Origin of the sequence: Citrobacter amalonaticus (genome assembly GCF_001559075.2) — a bacterium.
GTDB lineage: Bacteria > Pseudomonadota > Gammaproteobacteria > Enterobacterales > Enterobacteriaceae > Citrobacter_A > Citrobacter_A amalonaticus_F.
This window is the reverse complement of the sequence record NZ_CP014015.2, coordinates 3,919,625-3,936,726: the sequence shown is the minus strand read 5'-3', so window position 1 is coordinate 3,936,726 and position 17,102 is coordinate 3,919,625. Positions and strand designations below refer to the sequence as shown.

The window sequence follows — 17,102 nt, the reverse complement described above, 5'->3', positions numbered from 1 at the left end:
TTAATGTTATCATTTAGTTAGATTCATTTTTTTGCAAAAATCTATTGATAATAGCAATTATTATCAGCAATATTCGCATTTGATTTTACATCTATTTCACAATGTAACAGCCGGCTACGACCGGTTAAATCCCTTCACCTGCACAGATATTTTCAGAAAGGAATGCGAATGAATAAGCGTCTTTGGGTCCTCAACCCGATCCTGTTAGCCCTGACTCTGCCCGCTGCGGCGGCGCAGACAGAAGAAGAAAACCTCATCGTCAGCGCCAACCGTAGCCAGAAAACCGTCGCCGAGATGGCACAGACCACTTGGGTGATTGAAGGCCAGGAGATTGAGCAACAGGTTCAGGGCGGCAAAGAGTTCAAAGACGTGCTGGCGCAACTGATTCCGGGCATCGACGTTAGCAGCCAGGGGCGTACCAACTACGGAATGAACATGCGTGGTCGCGCAATTGTCGTGCTGATCGACGGCGTACGCCTTAACTCATCGCGTACCGACAGCCGCCAACTGGATGCGATCGACCCGTTTAACATCGCACATATTGAGGTCATTTCAGGCGCCACGTCGCTGTATGGCGGCGGCAGTACCGGCGGCTTAATTAACATTGTCACCAAAAAGGGTCAGTCCGATCGCCAGGTAGAGCTCGAACTGGGCAGTAAATCCGGCTTTAACAACAGTAACGATCACGACGAGCGCGTTGCTGCGGCAGTTAGCGGTGGAACGGATCGCGCTTCTGGCCGACTGTCCGTCGCTTATCAGCGCTTTGGCGGCTGGTATGACGGTAACGGTGACGCCCTGATGCTCGACAACACGCAAACCGGTCTGCAGCACTCCGATCGGCTGGACGTGATGGGAACCGGCACCCTCGATATCGATGACAACCGCCAGATACAGTTGGTCACCCAATACTATAAGAGTCAGGGCGATGAAGATTACGGGCTATACCTGGGCGAAAACATGTCCGCCGTTACCGGTAGCGGCACCGCCAGCACCCGCAGCGGGCTTAGTTCAGACCGTATTCCAGGGACGGAACGTCATCTGATCAGCCTGCAATACTCCGACGCGGACTTCTTCGGCCAGAATCTGGTCAGCCAGATCTATTACCGCGATGAGTCGCTGAAGTTCTACCCCTTCCCGACGCTCAGCAAAGGTCAGGTGACCAGCTTCTCGGCTTCGCAGCAGGATACCGACCAGTTCGGCGCCAAAATCACCCTCAACAGCCAGCTGATGGATAACTGGGAGCTGACGTGGGGCGTCGATGCGGATCATGAAACCTTCGACTCCAATCAGAAGTTCTTCGATCTGGCCTGGTCTGTGCCGTCAGGCGGGATGGACAATCGCACGGCCTATACGACCGGACGTTATCCCGGCTACAGCATTACCAACTTCGCCCCGTTCCTGCAAAGCAGTTATGACATTAACGACATCTTCACCCTGAGCGGTGGCGTGCGCTATCAGTGGACGGAAAACCGGGTTGATGATTTCGTGGGTTACGCGCAGCAACAGGGTATTGCCAACGGTTTAGCGAGTTCTGCCGATGTCATTCCTGGCGGCAAAACCGATTACGACAACTTCTTGTTCAATGCCGGGCTCCTGGCGCATCTCACCGAACGCCAACAGGCATGGTTTAACTTCTCTCAGGGCGTTGAACTGCCGGATCCCGGAAAATACTACGGCAACGGCACTTACCAGTTGGTGGGCGATCATTACCAGCTCCAGCGCAGCGTAAACGTGGCGGATTCGCGTCTGGAAGGAATCAAGGTCAATTCGTATGAGCTGGGCTGGCGCTATACCGGCGATAATCTGCGTACCCAACTGGCGGCGTACTATTCGACGTCCGATAAGTCGATTGTGATTAACCGCAGCGATATGACGATCCGCGTGGAACCTGACGATCGCCGGATTTATGGCGTGGAAGGCGCGGCGGATTACTTCATTCCTGACAGCGACTGGAGTCTGGGTGCGAACTTTAACGTCCTGAAATCCGAAGTAAAACAGAACGGGAAATGGGAAAAATGGGACGTGACGCTGGCATCGCCGTCCAAAGCCACCGCCTGGGTCGGCTGGGCGCCCGAGCCGTGGTCGCTACGGGTTCAGACCCAACAATCGTTTGATCTCACCGATGCCAGCGGCAACAAGCTGGATGGCTATAACACCGTGGACTTTATCGGCAGCTATCAACTCCCGCTGGGCAAACTGACCTTTAGCATTGAAAACCTGCTGGATGAAGATTACACCACCCTGTGGGGACAGCGCGCACCATTGCTGTACAGCCCAACCTATGGCAGCCCATCGCTGTACGAATATAAGGGCCGGGGTCGTACCTTTGGTCTGAACTACGCCTTAACCTTCTGATAAAAAAAGCCCCTCAGCCTGAGCGAATGAGGGGCTAACTTGCAGAGTACCGCTTTTTTTACGCTTTGTTATTCAGAATCAACTGGCCGTTGTTATCCAGCGGGATCTGCGTGCCAGGATCTTTATCCATGCGAATCTTGCCCTGCTGGTCGCCAATCTTATAGGTGACGTCGTAACCGAGCATTTTTTCCGATTTGTCATAGACGGTTTTGCAGCGCTGCTGCGTGGAGGTATAGGTGTCGTTTTCCTGCATTGAGCCCTGGATCTGGTTACCGGCGTAACCGCCACCCAACGCCCCGACCACCGTTGCCACATCCTTACCTCGTCCGCCGCCGAACTGATGACCAATCACGCCACCGGCAACCGCGCCCAGCACCGAACCGGTAATGCGGTTCTCATCCTGGACGGGCTTGCGATGCGTCACTGTCACGTTGCGACACTCCTGTCGCGGCGTCTTAATCGTCTCTTTGATAGGTGTTGCAGACACCACCTGAGCATACTGTGGGCCACGATCAAACACGTTCAGACTGGCAACCGCCGCCACACCCAGCGCAGCAGCTACGCCAATCCCTATACCCGCCAACATCGATTTATTCACGGGAGATCCTCCTTCTTTGCTATTGGTTACAATTTTGCAACCAATGCAATAAGAAGCCCATCAGACTGCGGATGAAAATATCGTTGGCCGCCATTAAAACAGGATGATTCAGAGAACTCTGAAGGAAGAGGCCGAGCGGAGAAGGCGCTCAGCACCGCCAACGGGCGATGCTGAGTCAGGCGGGATTAATGCAGTTTCAGACGCGGGCGGATCACGCGGTTAATGCTGCCCACCAGCATCATCAGACCGGTTTTAAAATAGCCGTGCAGTGCGATCTGGTGCATACGGTACAGTGAGATGTAGACGAAACGAGCAATACGCCCTTCCACCATCATCGACCCTTTGGTCAGATTGCCCATCAGGCTGCCGACGGTCGAGAAGTTGGAGAGCGACACCAGCGAGCCGTGGTCTTTGTACTGATACGCTTTCAGCGGCTTACCGTTCATCTGCGCCAGAATATTGTTCATCGCACAGGTCGCCATCTGATGCGCAGCCTGAGCACGCGGCGGCACAAAGCCTCCTTCCGGACGCGCACAGGAGGCACAGTCGCCAATCGCGTACACATCAGGATCGCGGGTGGTTTGCAGCGTCGGTTCGACCACCAGTTGATTAATCCGGTTGGTCTCCAGGCCGCCAATCTCTTTCATAAAGTCCGGCGCTTTGATCCCCGCCGCCCAGACCATCAGATCGGCTTCAATATATTCACCGTCTTTGGTATGCAGGCCGCCCGCATCCGCGCTGGTCACCATCGTCTGGGTCAGTACGCGAACGCCGAGTTTCGTTAATTCGTTATGCGCCGCGGAAGAAATACGCGGCGGCAGTGCAGGCAGAATACGTTCACCGGCTTCCACCAGCGTCACGTTCAGCGCGTCGTTGGTCAGCCCTTTGTAGCCGTAGCTGTGCAGCTGTTTCACTGCGTTATGCAGTTCCGCCGACAGTTCTACGCCCGTCGCGCCGCCACCGACAATCGCAATATTCACCTTACCGTTCGCGCCCAGATTGGCGGAATACTTCAGGAACAGGTTCAGCATTTCCTGATGGAAACGACGCGCCTGATGCGGGTTATCAAGGAAGATACAGTGATCTTTCACACCCGGCGTGTTGAAGTCATTGGAGGTACTCCCCAGCGCCATCACCAGCGTGTCATAGGCAATTTTACGCTCAGGCACCAGCAGCTCGCCCTTCTCATCGCGCAGTTCCGCGATGGTGATGGTTTTCGCTTCGCGATCGATGTTCATCACCGAGCCCAACTGGAACTGGAAGCCGTGGTTACGGGCATGCGCCAGATAGCTCAGAGCGTCCACGCCTTCATCCAGCGAACCGGTCGCAACTTCGTGCAGCAAGGGTTTCCACAGGTGGCTGTGGTTTCTGTCAACCAGCGTAATTTTCGCTTTTTTCTTGCGACCCAGCTTGTGCCCCAACTGCGTCGCCATTTCCAGCCCGCCAGCTCCCCCGCCGACAATCACGATCTTTTTCAATGGTGTAGTCAACGTGACCCCCTTAAAATGATTAACCAATTGTTAATTAAACGTTATAAACATAGCCTTTAATTAACAACAAGTTACGACAATGAAAATGTCCTTCGAGAGTGAGAATAACACATGCGGTGCATTGGTCATACCAAAATTGATGTGTATCAAGTTTTGCTGCTGAAAAGATAGACAACGCCGGGAAAACAGGCAAAAAAAACCAGCCCGAAGGCTGGTTTGATTCGACAATTCTGTCAGACAAGGGGGTCACCCCAGGGTCTTAAACGCCTTGATGCGCTGCAAATGCGGCGAAATGTTCTTAAATTTATGTGTCTGCTCTTCGTCCCACACGATCTCATAGAAATGGTGGAGCTCTTCTGACGCTCGCTGACTGTTCAGGGCTTCGTCATGACGCGAGAGAATAACCAGACAACGATCGCGATTCTTCTCGCGGAAGTTGGTCACGCACTTGGTGGCGATATCGGCATACTCTTCCGGACGATCGATCTTGCCTTCCATGTTCTCATACGGGAACAGGTTCGGATTAAACACCACCTGGCGAACATCGCAGAGAAAACCAATGCGTTCTGCCCAGTAGCCGCCGAGGCCAACGCCGCAAATCAACGGTCGCTCATCAACATTAAGCTGCAACATTTTGTCCACTTCTTTCAGCAGATGCTGCATGTCATGTTTCGGATGACGCGTGCTGTAGCTTATCAGTCTGACGTCCGGGTCGATAAACTGCAGCTGCAAGACTTTTTCGTGGTTTCCCGGACTGTTAGAGTCGAAACCGTGTAAATAGATAATCATCGCATCCTCACCAAACGTGCGTTAATGACCTGCTTTCTCTTCCTGCCAGCGTTCATGTAACTGGTTGAGCTGCGCGCTGACGGTTTTCCAGCGTGCCGAGTCCATCAGTTCCTGACGCGAAAATGAACCTTTATGATACAAACGTGTAACACGCTCTGCATTGATCGGCGACAGATTATCTAACACACTGACCGCCCCTTTACGATTATTGCAGACCAGAATCATATCACAACCCGCATCCAGCGATGCCTGCCCACGCTCAGCATAGCTGCCCATGATCGCCGCCCCTTCCATCGACAGGTCATCAGAGAAAATGACGCCGTCAAAACCTAACTCCTGACGTAGAACCGTTTTCAGCCAGTGCGGAGAACCGCTCGCCGGGCGTGGATCGACAGCGCTGTAAATGACGTGCGCCGGCATGATAGCGTCCAGCTTATTTTCGCTAATCAGCGTGCGGAACACGGACATATCTTTCGCGCGAATTTCCGCTTCAGGACGCGGATCGGTCGGCGTCTCCTTATGCGAATCGGCGGTCACCGCACCGTGTCCCGGGAAATGTTTGCCGGTGGTTTTCATTCCTGCCGCGTGCATACCGTCAATAAAACGGGTCGCCATCGCCAGCGCGTTGAGCGGGTCGGCATGATAGGAACGTTCACCAATCGCCGCGCTGATATGCCCGACATCCAGCACCGGCGCAAAGCTGATATCAATGTCCATCGCAATCATTTCGCTGGCCATCAACCATCCGGCCTCTTCCGCCAGTTTACCGCCGGCTTCCAGCCCGAGCAGCGCGGCAAAAGACTGCGCGGCGGGCAGTCGGGTAAATCCTTCACGGAAGCGCTGTACGCGCCCGCCTTCCTGATCGACGGCCACCACCAGATGGTTGCGCGATGCCGCGCGGATCTGGCGCACCAGTTCACGTAACTGTTCCGGGTCGTGGTAATTGCGTGTAAACAGAATCAAACCGCCCACCAGCGGATGGGCCAGAATGTCCCGCTCTTCTGCATCCAGTTCAAACCCTTCGACATCCAACATTACTGGACCCACACTGCTCTCCTTAATCCTTCGTTGCCAGCTGCCGCCAGGTTGCATCGGCCAGACTGATAAATTGTCGTTCGCCGGTCTGTTGCCAGCGGTATTCAAACCAACCGGCCTTCAGCATCAGTATCCACGGATACCAGCGTCTGACCTGTTGCCATAATTTTTGCCCGTCCATGCGCGCGCTAACCGCATACGCTTCGACCAGTCGTCGGTGTTGCTCCACATCGTCCACCCACACCGCCGCCAGTTCAAGGGCGATATCGCCGTCTCCGGCATATTCCCAGTCAATCAGCCGTAGTCCTGTCGGACCATGAACGATGTTGGCGGCGTGGACGTCCATATGCAGCGGCGCGAGGCGTAGCGGACGAGGTTCCCCGCGCTTGCGCAGGCGTTTCAACCCTCTCAACCAGTGCGGTGTTCGCCGCGCCGGATCGCTCCCCTGCCAGTATTGTTCCAGCAGCGGTAGCAAATAAATACGCCAGCCAAAACAGGGCTGCTGATGAAGATAATACAGTAAGCCCGCCAGTTCGTCGGCCCCCGGCAGTCCGGATTTTATCTCGCCCGGAACATAGTCCACCGCCATCCAGCCGGCCAGGTAAAAACGCGGCTTCGGCGCAAGGCGTTCAGGCAGCCGCGATAAAGCATGATACTGGCGTAAAAAATGCGCTTGCGGCGCATCGGGATCGTGATGGCGGCGAAGAACCAGCCGCTGGGTTGGACTTTCAATAATCACGCTCCCGCCGCTCAGGCCACTCTGACCTTCGGCGACGGGACGATAGTGCGGAAAGTAGCGCGACAACACCGCGTCGCGCTCTGGGATATTATTGCTGCTGAACGGCACCTTTACCTGACCAGATTATCTCGCCAGTTTGTACCAGCATTAATTGCATTTGCAGTGATGGCGCGTTGACGTTACCCGAGGCACTGGAATACAGCACATAGTGCGCGCCGACGTTACGGGCAATACCAATCGCTTTGCTACGCGTTCCCAGACTGTCCTGTGGCGACAGCCCTAACTGCTGTTTTGCCATCGACAACTGTTGCGCAGAGACCAGGGTAAATTTGCCATTGTTCGCCAGCGCATTGCGCAGCGTTTCCGTGGCTTCACCTGCGTTCAGCGAACCGTTAGTGCGGTTGTTGACGCTATCGACCAGCAGTACGCTCCCCTCTGTAACGCCGTCGGCCTGCAACATTTTGCCCACCATCGGCTGCATCGCGCTATTCCAGTCGTAATGACGTACGCGCGGCGCCGGCGCCGCAGTCTGATCTTCATGTTCAATAGGCCCCGGCTGTCCCGGGATCGCAGGCACCGAAGGAACCCCTGGTGCAGGTTCTTGCGGCTGCGCGGGCTGTTCCGGCGTGGGTTTCACCTCATCAACCGGTGCAGGTTCACGTTGCACCACACAACCGGACAGGAACATCGCCAGCGCGGCTATCAATGCGTAGCGACTCATTTTTGTCTTCAAGATTCACCCCTTACAAATAAAGATAAAGTCTGACTTTGTGCGCCCCCAGATAATTGGCGCTGCCATACAGCGTGACCGACGAATGCGCCGGGATCGTCACGCTACGCGGCGCTTCCAGGGGATGCATTTCTAGTCCCCTGGCGTCATACCAGTAAAAGCGATAATGAACGGTAACGGGTTCTTGCCTTTCGTTATACAGCGTTGAGGATGCAGAGGGCTGAATATCAGACGTGGTCAACGTCGGCTCTTGCGCGGTGATCCCCGCTGCCAGCAGCGTCGACTCCATCACCAGCGACTGTTCATCGCTTACCGGGATCTCAGGATGAGAACGGCATCCGGCAAGTAAGAGCAGACCCAGCGAAAGCGCAATGCATCCTCTGGTCATCATGACAGCCCTTTGTGCGCGAGCATAGGACCGAGCGCGCGACCGCCCAGCAGATGCATATGGATGTGATACACCTCCTGGCCGCCATGACGATTGGTATTCATGATCAGGCGGTAGCCATCTTCGGCAATGCCTTCCTGCTCGGCAATTTTTGCCGCAACGGTAATCATCCGTCCCAGCGCCTGTTCATGCTCTGCGCTGACGTCATTGACCGTCGGGATCAGAACGTTGGGAATGATCAGGATGTGTGTAGGCGCCTGGGGTGAAATATCCCGGAATGCCGTCACCAGGTCATCCTGATAAACGATATCGGAAGGGATTTCACGACGAATAATCTTGCTGAATATAGTCTCTTCTGCCACGACGTTTTCCTTTTCTAAAAATTGCCATGCGTGATGTCATGCTACGCTGAGCCACATTGCGAGTATAGAGTATGATCGACTTAAACCTGCTCTTTCAACCTTAACCCACGATTTCTTAAGCAAAAAACCATCACGGTGGCGCACTTATAACCATTTATCCCCTCTCCTGTGCCAAAAAGTAATGAAACAAGATTTCAGAAAGCAAGTTACATCTGTTTACAGAGTGAATATGAATGCGTATATTTCGCATTTGCATTTTCATGCGCATTAAATGGTTAGAAAAATAAAAAGGGGCTCATCGCCACCTTACACGGCCTGAGCCAGGATTCGTTCACTATTAAGGGCTTTCTGATGTCTTTCACAACACACAACAGGGATGAACAACGCCAGGCTGGCGCCACACCATCGTTGCTGGCGGCCTGCATCGCGATGGCATTGATGCCATCCATGAGTTTCGCGGCGACCACACCGGAAGAGACCGTCATTGTTGACGGTTCTGCGCCAGCAACCTCAGCGGACAGCGACGAACAGGATTACAGCGTCAAATCCACCACCGCCGGAACCAAAATGATGATGACCCAGCGCGATATTCCGCAGTCGGTCAGCATCGTCAGCGAACAACGCATGGAAGATCAGCAGTTGCAAACGCTGGGCGACGTGATGGACAGCACGCTGGGGATCAGCAAAAGCCAGGCGGATTCTGACCGCGTCAGCTACTTCTCCCGTGGTTTCCAGATTGATAACTATATGGTTGATGGTATTCCGACCTATTTTGAATCCCGCTGGAATCTGGGGGATGCCCTCACCGATATGGCGCTCTATGAGCGCGTGGAAGTGGTGCGCGGCGCAAACGGCCTGATGACCGGCACCGGCAACCCGTCGGCCTCCATCAATATGATCCGCAAGCACGCTACCAGTCGTGAGTTCAAAGGCAACGTGTCGGCGGAATATGGCAGCTGGAATAAACAGCGCTACGTGATGGATCTGCAAAGCCCGCTCACCGATGACGGTAACGTACGCGGCCGCATAGTGGCGGGTTATCAGGACAACGACTCCTGGCTCGATCGCTATCACAACGAGAAAAACTTCTTCTCAGGCATCATTGATGCTGACCTGGGAGAAACCACCAGCCTTGCCGCCGGGTATGAGTACCAGAAAATCAGAGTGGACAGCCCAACCTGGGGTGGTCTGCCGCGCTGGAATACCGACGGCAGCAAAAACAGTTATGATCGTGCCCGCAGTACTGCGCCTGACTGGGCGTATAACGATAAAGAGATCAACAAAGTCTTTGTCACACTCAAGCAGCGTTTTGCCGACACCTGGCAGGCGACGATGAATGCGACCCACTCGGAGATCAAATTCGACAGTAAAACGATGTATGTCGATGCGTATGTGAATAAGGCTGATGGCATGTTGGTCGGCCCTTACAGCAGCTATGGACCGGGTTATGACTACGTTGGCGGTACCGGCTGGAACAGCGGTAAGCGTAAAATGGATGCGCTGGATCTCTTTGCCGACGGCGGTTACGATCTGTTCGGTCGCCAACACAACCTGATGTTTGGCGGCAGTTACAGCAAACAGAACAACCGCTATTTTAGCTCTTGGGCAAACGTCTTCCCGGATGAGATCGGCAGTTTCAACAACTTCAATGGCAACTTCCCGCAAACCGACTGGGCACCGCAGTCGCTGGCCCAGGACGACACCACGCACATGAAGTCGTTGTACGCCGCAACGCGCGTTTCACTGGCTGACCCGCTGCACCTGATCCTCGGCGCGCGCTACACCAACTGGCGTGTCGATACTCTGAGCTACAGCATGGAGAAAAACCACACTACGCCCTATGCCGGCCTGGTTTTTGACATCAATGACAACTGGTCAACTTACGCCAGCTACACGTCCATCTTCCAGCCGCAGAACAAGCGCGATATGAGTGGGAAATACCTCACGCCGGTTACCGGGAATAACTATGAGGTGGGCCTGAAATCTGACTGGATGAACAGCCGACTGACCACCACCCTCGCCGTGTTCCGCATTGAACAGGATAACGTTGCCCAGTCGACAGGTGCGCCAATTCCGGGTACCAATGGCGATATCGCGTATAAAACGGCGAACGGTACCGTCAGTAAAGGGGTTGAATTCGAAGTTAACGGCGCAATTACCGATAACTGGCAGATGACCTTTGGCGCAACGCGTTACGTTGCAGAAGACAATGAAGGCAACGCCGTCAATCCGAATCTGCCGCGTACCAGCGTCAAGCTATTCACTAGCTACCGTCTGCCAGTGATACCTGATTTGACCGTGGGTGGTGGCGTGAACTGGCAGAACCGCGTGTACACCGATACCGCAACGCCGTACGGCACCTTCCGTGCAGAGCAAGGCAGTTACGCGCTGGTGGATCTGTTCACCCGCTACCAGGTGACCAAGAACTTCTCCGTGCAGGGTAACGTCAATAACCTGTTCGATAAAACCTATGACACCAACGTTGAAGGGTCGATTGTTTATGGCGAGCCACGCAATGTGAGCATCACCGCAAACTATCAGTTCTGATCGTAGCCCGTAAAAAAGGCAGCCATTCGGCTGCCTTAGTTCTCCCCAACGTCTTAGGTCTTAGCTGTTACGGATGTATTCATCCATCTCAGTTTTCAGGTTATCGGATTTCGTACCGAAGATAGCCTGAACACCGGAGCCTGCGACCACCACACCTGCGGCACCCAGTTTCTTCAGGCCAGCCTGATCCACTTTCGCCACGTCAGCCACGCTGACACGCAGACGGGTAATGCACGCATCCAGGTTAGTGATGTTTTCTTTACCGCCAAACGCCGCAATCAGCGCAGGAGCCATTTCACTGGTCGCGCCCGCTTTCGCGTCATCGGTATTATCTTCACGACCCGGGGTCTTCAGATCCAGCGCTTTAATCAGCACGCGGAAGATGGTGTAGTAAACAATCGCGTAGCCCGCACCAACAATCGGGAACAGCCACAGCTTGCTGCTGTTACCGGACAGCACGATAAAGTCGATCAGACCGTGTGAGAACGACGTACCGTCACGCATACCCAGCAGGATACAGATTGGGAACGCCAGACCCGCCAGAATCGCGTGGATAACGTACAGGATCGGCGCAACGAACATGAAGGAGAACTCGATCGGCTCGGTGATACCGGTCAGGAACGAGGTCAACGCCGCGGAGATCATGATGCCGCCCACTTTGGCGCGGTTTTCAGGTTTCGCTGAGTGCCAGATAGCAATCGCAGCTGCTGGCAGACCATACATTTTGAACAGGAAGCCGCCAGACAACATGCCCGCCGTCGGGTCACCTGCCATGTAGCGAGGGATATCGCCGTGGAAGACCTGACCTGCCGCGTTGGTGTATTCACCGATCTGCATCTGGAAAGGAACGTTCCAGATATGGTGCAGACCAAACGGTACCAGGCAGCGTTCAATGAAGCCGTAGATACCGAACGCCACGACCGGGTTCTGGTATGCAGCCCACTGAGAGAATGTCTGGATAGCCGTACCGATTGGCGGCCAAATAAAGGACAGAATCACACCGGTAAAGATCGCCGCCAGACCAGAGATGATCGGCACGAAACGCTTACCAGCAAAGAAGCCCAGATACTCAGGCAGCTTGATACGGTAGAAGCGGTTAAACATGTACGCTGCAATCGCACCGGAGATAATCCCCCCGAGTACACCCGTGTCCGCAAGGTGTTTTGCTGCGATTTCTTCAGCAGGTAAATGCAGAACCAGCGGCGCGACCACGGCCATGGTTTTCACCATGATGCCATAGGCAACTACCGCAGCCAGAGCCGAAACGCCATCGTTGTTGGTAAAGCCAAGCGCGACACCGATAGCAAAAATCAGCGGCATGTTTGCAAAAACAGAACCGCCGGCTTCTGCCATCACGTGCGATACAACGGCTGGCAGCCAGCTGAAGTTTGCGGAACCGACGCCCAGCAGGATACCTGCGATAGGCAATACGGATACCGGCAGCATCAGCGATTTACCGACCTTTTGCAGGTTAGCAAATGCATTCTTAAACATAATTGAGAGTGCTCCTGAGTATTTGTGCTTTCTACGTTCACACGCATTGGCGAGGGGGGAGAACCCCGCCGTGGACAGGGCATCTAAGTGCCCTTTATTTATTACACAGAGTAAAATAAATCGGCGAAATATAGTTTGACGGCTATCACGTTTCAACTCTGGACAGCGCGTTAAGTTGCACATTTTGACAAAAAAGGTATCAGAATGTGTCAGATCGCTCATTCACCGCCCACTTTGTGGCGGTGAACTTTACTCGCTTTACTTATTAATTACGAGCTTTAAAAAAACTCGATTACGAGGCTGACTGCAGGCGGGAAGCGTTGATATGGAACAGACGGGCAAAGTTATCGGTGGTGATCTGCGCCAGTTCTTCAACCGCCACACCTTTCAATACGGCCATGTATTCCGCCACGTCGCGGACCATCGCTGGCTGGTTCTCTTTACCCCGATGCGGTACCGGTGCGAGATACGGGGAATCCGTCTCCACCAGCAGTCGATCCAACGGCACATATCGCGCAGCGTCACGTAACTGTTCAGCATTACGGAAGGTCACAATGCCGGAAAAGGAGATATAAAAACCCAGATCCAGGAGTTTACCCGCCGTTTCTCTGTCTTCTGTAAAACAGTGTAGTACGCCGCCACAATCCGTCACGTTTTCATGACGAAGAATCGCCAGCGTATCGGCGCGGGCATCGCGCGTGTGGACGATCACCGGCTTGTTCAGTTCACGGCCGATCTGGATATGATGAATGAATGACTCTTGCTGGCGCACTTTTGTTTCGGGGGTATAAAAGTAGTCCAGCCCCGTCTCTCCCATCGCCACCACGTCGTCATCAGCCGCCAGATGACGCAGTTCTTCCACGTCATACGGTTCGTCCTGATTGAGTGGATGCACGCCGCAGGAGAAAACGACGTTATCGCGCTGGCCGACCAGTTCCCGCATACCGCGGTATCCCGGCAGCGTCGTCGCCACCGCCAGACAGAATTTCACATCGCGCGCGGCCGCCTTCGCCAGCACGTCATCCACATCCTTATGCAGAGATTGATAATCCAGGCCATCAAGATGGCAGTGCGAGTCGACTAAAAACATAATGTCTCTCTTACAGGTGGGGAACAGGCAACACGGTGCCTGGTTGGAGGTAATGCTCGATTTGCAGAAGAAGATCGGTTAACACCAGTTCACGGTTTATTCCGGTCACGTTAAGCAGTTGTTCGCGACAGTGGCAGATAGCATTGAGGATTGCCTGAATTCGCGTCTGAGACAACTGACCGGCAATCGTGGCGATCAGTTGCCCGGCATCCGCGTTGGTCATCACGGTGGCCCCGTGCTGACGTTTAAGCGCATCCATCATTAACGTCGCCAGCCAGTGTAGTCGGGCAGGCGCCTGTTCATGATTAAGCACCGTCAATAATGAGTACCAGTCGCCAGCAGGAAGGCTGCTCGCCAGCGCCTGACACAGCGCGTTACGCTGGGACCAGCTTTCGGAACCCAGCAGGGCCAGCGCCGCCCCCGGAGAACCTGCACTCAGGCGCAGCGCGGTCAACAATGCTTCTTGTGACACCGTCACTTCTCGCGCAAGCCACGATACCGCGTACGATTCAGCCGGCGGCGCGAGATGATGCAAACGACAGCGGCTGCGCAGTGTCGCCAGTAACCTCGCGGGTTCACGACTGGCGAGAAAGAACCAGGTTTGCGCGGGCGGTTCTTCCAGCGTTTTAAGCAGCGCATTGGCGGCGGCATCAGTCATCAGCGCCGCATCCGGGATCCAGACCACTTTGGCTCCGCCCAGTCGCGCACGCTCATACAGTTTTTCACTCACTTCACGCACGGCATCAATGCCCAGCGTGCTTTTCCCTTTTTCCGGGAACAGTGAATAGTAGTCCGGATGCGTTCCTGCCTGCATCAACTGGCAACCACGGCAGTGGCCGCAGCTTTTATGTCCATCCGGTTGCTGGCAAAGCAGGTAGCGGCTCAACGCATAGATCAATGCGTCGTCGCCCATTCCCGGTAAGGCCTGAATCAGTAGCGCATGGTGACCCCTTCCCGCCTGATAGCTCGCTACCAGCTTCTCGAAGTCAGGTCGTAACCATGGATACCATTTCATTCTCCCTGCTCCTTCACCCACTCGGTAATGGTGGTACGGATATCGCTCATCACCGTATCCAGCGGCTGCGTCGCATCAATCGTGCGGATACTGGCATCACGGGCTGCCAGCTCCAGATAGCGAGCGCGGGTGCGATTGAAGAAATCAAACGACTCCTGTTCGATGCGGTCCAGTTCGCCACGGGCGCGAGCGCGTTTCAGCCCCACTTCTGGCGTGACGTCCAGGTACAGGGTTAAATCCGGGCGAAAATCCCCCAGTACAGCATCACGCAGCGTCGCCAGCATCTGCTGATCGACTCCGCGACCACCGCCCTGATACGCCTGCGTGGACAGATCATGACGGTCGCCAATCACCCATTTACCTTCTGCGAGCGCGGGTTTAATGACCGTCTCAACCAGCTGCACTCGCGCGGCATAGAACATCAGCACTTCGGCTTTTACGGTAATGGTTTCGTCACCGACTGAACGGATGTCCAGCACCAGGCTACGCAGTTTTTCTGCCAGCTGTGTACCGCCCGGCTCGCGGGTAAAAACCATGTCGCGAATGCCGAGTTGTTCAAGCGTCTCAACCACAACATTCTTTGCGGTCGTTTTTCCGGCGCCTTCCAGCCCCTCGATGACGATATAATTACTGCGCATTTTTTTCCTTAAGCACTTTCAGATAGTCCTGCACTGACCGGTTATGGCTGGCAAGATTAGTATTAAAAGTATGACCGCCTTTACCATCGGCCACAAAATAGAGATACGGCGTTTTGGCCGGATGCGCCGCCGCATTCAGCGAAGCTTCACCCGGCATCGCAATCGGTCCTGGCGGGAGTCCGGTCATCGTGTAGGTATTATAGGCCGTTGGCGTTTCCAGGTCCGCGCGCGAGATCTTGCCATTATAACGCTCCCCCATCCCGTAAATCACCGTGGGATCGGTCTGTAGGCGCATCCCGATACGCAGGCGGTTGATAAAGACGGAGGCGACCTGATCGCGTTCGCTGGCAATGGCCGTCTCTTTTTCAATAATCGAGGCCATCGTCACCAGTTGGTTTTGATCCTTATACGGCAATCCTTCCGCACGCCCTTCCCAGACGCGCTCAACCGCCTTCACCATCTTCTGATGGGCGCGCTTGAGTAAGGCAACATCCGTGGTATTGGCGGTATACATCCAGGTATCGGGCCAGAACCAGCCCTCCAGTCCATCGGTACTCTCAAGGCCCAGCGCTTTTGCGACGGTTTCGTAGCGATCGTCGCTCAGGGTATGTTTGATATACGGCGCATCACGCAGCTGTTTGAGATAGTCGCTTAAGCGCATACCTTCCACCAGCCGCAGTGGGAACTGCGCCTCTTTGCCGCTTTCCAGCAGCTGCAGCATCTCGCGGACGCTCATACCCGGCGTTAAACGATAGGTTCCGGCCTTAAAGTGGGAGAGTTCTGGCTCGACGCGCAGCAACCATTGAAACACGCGGGGGCGGTTAATGACCCGATCCGCATACAGCTGATCGCCCAGAGCCAGGCGTCCGGTACCCGGCTTAAGGGTAAAAATGGTCTCTTCTTTAATCAGGATTTTACTGTCCGCCAGATGGCGAACCTTCCACATTCCCGCCCCTGCGGCAATGCCCAATACAACAACCAGTAAAAGGACAACACGAAACAATTTTTTCATGACTAATTCGGATGCTCACACAGTGGGGCCAGAAACTCAAATAATACACGTGAAGACAACGTGTTAGCGCCATAAGCCCGCACGGGCACGATCGGCATCAGCGCATTACAAACCACCATTTCATCGGCATGTTGCAGCGCTGCTTCGCGGGCATGGGTTTCGACAACCTGAAAAGACGATTGTGCCAGTTTCCGGATACAGAATTGTCGCATAATACCGTTCACTCCCGCCTGATCGAGGCGCGGCGTATAGACCACATTGTCTTTTCGCCAGAATAAATTAGCCGCACAGCATTCCGTAACCCAACCCTCACTGTCAAGAACCAACGCCTCATCGGCGTCCGTCTGCTCAAGATGGGAGCGAATCAGCACTTGTTCGAGCCGGTTCAGGTGTTTGATGCCCGCAAGCAAAGGGTTACGTCCCAGACGAACCGGACTTAAGGCAAGCGTAATCCCCTGTTCGCGCCAGCGGTCGTAATGCTGCGGATAGGCAGAAACAGAGAGAATGCGGGTGCTGTCACGGCACTGCGCGCCGCTGTATCCTCGCCCCCCACTTCCACGGCTGATAATCACCTTCAGTACCGCACGTGAATGGCCCGCGGCCAGCACGGTCATTTCTCGCTCAAGCACATCCCAGTCATCAAAGGCAATCAGCAATGTCGCGCAGGCCGCCTGCAAACGCCGCAAATGCGCCGCCAGCAGCGATACCGTGCCATCGAGAATGCGCGCAGTGGTAAAGCAGCCATCGCCAAACTGGATGGCGCGATCGCTTGCGGGAAGAGATTCCTGTTCACGGCCATTGATCAAGAACATGGTGGCTC

Annotated in this window: 16 protein-coding genes; 2 read left to right on the top strand and 14 right to left on the bottom strand. The window is 54.7% G+C overall.

Features of this window, described 5'->3' with window-relative positions; genetic code table 11:
* The first annotated feature begins 168 nt into the window (after positions 1–168).
* Entirely contained in the window at positions 169–2,355 is a 2,187-nt protein-coding gene (locus tag AL479_RS18985; RefSeq protein WP_061077193.1) for a TonB-dependent siderophore receptor, read from the top strand.
* A 58-nt stretch (positions 2,356–2,413) separates the two neighbouring features.
* Here AL479_RS18985 and AL479_RS18980 read toward each other — a convergent pair whose 3' ends face one another.
* The 8 genes from AL479_RS18980 to hinT form a co-directional block, all read right to left on the bottom strand.
* Positions 2,414–2,953 carry a glycine zipper 2TM domain-containing protein gene (locus tag AL479_RS18980; protein ID WP_061077192.1) on the bottom strand — a complete coding sequence of 180 codons (540 nt, stop codon included), beginning with the start codon at positions 2,951–2,953 and terminating at the stop codon, positions 2,414–2,416.
* A 185-nt stretch (positions 2,954–3,138) separates the two neighbouring features.
* Positions 3,139–4,443, bottom strand: a complete 1,305-nt coding sequence (gene ndh, locus AL479_RS18975) for an NADH-quinone dehydrogenase (RefSeq protein WP_061077191.1) — start codon at positions 4,441–4,443, stop codon at positions 3,139–3,141.
* Between the two features lie 246 nt (positions 4,444–4,689).
* Positions 4,690–5,232: an alpha/beta hydrolase YcfP gene (gene ycfP / locus AL479_RS18965; RefSeq protein ID WP_042319601.1), complete on the bottom strand. Its 543-nt coding sequence runs from the start codon at positions 5,230–5,232 to the stop codon at positions 4,690–4,692.
* A gap of 21 nt (positions 5,233–5,253) precedes the next feature.
* The gene (nagZ, locus tag AL479_RS18960; protein WP_061077190.1) at positions 5,254–6,279 is read right to left on the bottom strand and encodes a beta-N-acetylhexosaminidase; all 1,026 of its coding nucleotides are present in this window, start codon (positions 6,277–6,279) and stop codon (positions 5,254–5,256) included.
* A 10-nt stretch (positions 6,280–6,289) separates the two neighbouring features.
* Positions 6,290–7,114 (bottom strand): thiamine kinase, encoded by an 825-nt coding sequence (thiK, locus tag AL479_RS18955; RefSeq protein ID WP_102602014.1) that lies wholly within the window; start codon positions 7,112–7,114, stop codon positions 6,290–6,292.
* On the bottom strand, positions 7,095–7,727 hold the full coding sequence (lpoB, locus tag AL479_RS18950; protein WP_061077189.1) for a penicillin-binding protein activator LpoB: 633 nt from the start codon (positions 7,725–7,727) through the stop codon (positions 7,095–7,097). The genes thiK and lpoB overlap by 20 nt, the downstream gene beginning before the upstream one ends.
* 22 nt (positions 7,728–7,749) lie before the next feature.
* Positions 7,750–8,124, bottom strand: coding sequence for a YcfL family protein (locus tag AL479_RS18945; RefSeq protein WP_046479573.1), 375 nt, complete (start codon positions 8,122–8,124; stop codon positions 7,750–7,752).
* Positions 8,124–8,486: a purine nucleoside phosphoramidase gene (hinT, locus tag AL479_RS18940; RefSeq protein ID WP_043000975.1), complete on the bottom strand. Its 363-nt coding sequence runs from the start codon at positions 8,484–8,486 to the stop codon at positions 8,124–8,126. The genes AL479_RS18945 and hinT overlap by 1 nt, the downstream gene beginning before the upstream one ends.
* Before the next feature lie 351 nt (positions 8,487–8,837).
* On the opposite strand from hinT, the gene fhuE reads away from it, so the two are divergent.
* Positions 8,838–11,033: a ferric-rhodotorulic acid/ferric-coprogen receptor FhuE gene (gene fhuE, locus AL479_RS18935; protein WP_061077188.1), complete on the top strand. Its 2,196-nt coding sequence runs from the start codon at positions 8,838–8,840 to the stop codon at positions 11,031–11,033.
* Between the two features lie 60 nt (positions 11,034–11,093).
* Here fhuE and ptsG read toward each other — a convergent pair whose 3' ends face one another.
* The 6 genes from ptsG to pabC all read right to left on the bottom strand — a co-directional run bounded on the left by ptsG (position 11,094) and on the right by pabC (position 17,094).
* Positions 11,094–12,527, bottom strand: a complete 1,434-nt coding sequence (gene ptsG / locus AL479_RS18930; RefSeq protein WP_061077187.1) for a PTS glucose transporter subunit IIBC — start codon at positions 12,525–12,527, stop codon at positions 11,094–11,096.
* A gap of 292 nt (positions 12,528–12,819) precedes the next feature.
* Positions 12,820–13,617, bottom strand: coding sequence for a metal-dependent hydrolase (locus AL479_RS18925; RefSeq protein ID WP_061077186.1), 798 nt, complete (start codon positions 13,615–13,617; stop codon positions 12,820–12,822).
* 10 nt (positions 13,618–13,627) lie between these two features.
* Positions 13,628–14,632, bottom strand: coding sequence for a DNA polymerase III subunit delta' (gene holB / locus AL479_RS18920; protein WP_061077185.1), 1,005 nt, complete (start codon positions 14,630–14,632; stop codon positions 13,628–13,630).
* A complete protein-coding gene (gene tmk, locus AL479_RS18915; RefSeq protein ID WP_061077184.1) occupies positions 14,629–15,270 on the bottom strand; it encodes a dTMP kinase in 642 nt (213 codons plus the stop codon). The genes holB and tmk overlap by 4 nt, the downstream gene beginning before the upstream one ends.
* The gene (gene yceG / locus AL479_RS18910; protein ID WP_061077183.1) at positions 15,260–16,282 is read right to left on the bottom strand and encodes a cell division protein YceG; all 1,023 of its coding nucleotides are present in this window, start codon (positions 16,280–16,282) and stop codon (positions 15,260–15,262) included. Before yceG ends, tmk begins: the two co-directional genes overlap by 11 nt.
* 2 nt (positions 16,283–16,284) lie before the next feature.
* Positions 16,285–17,094, bottom strand: coding sequence for an aminodeoxychorismate lyase (gene pabC / locus AL479_RS18905; protein ID WP_061077182.1), 810 nt, complete (start codon positions 17,092–17,094; stop codon positions 16,285–16,287).
* Between the last annotated feature and the right edge of the window lie 8 nt (positions 17,095–17,102).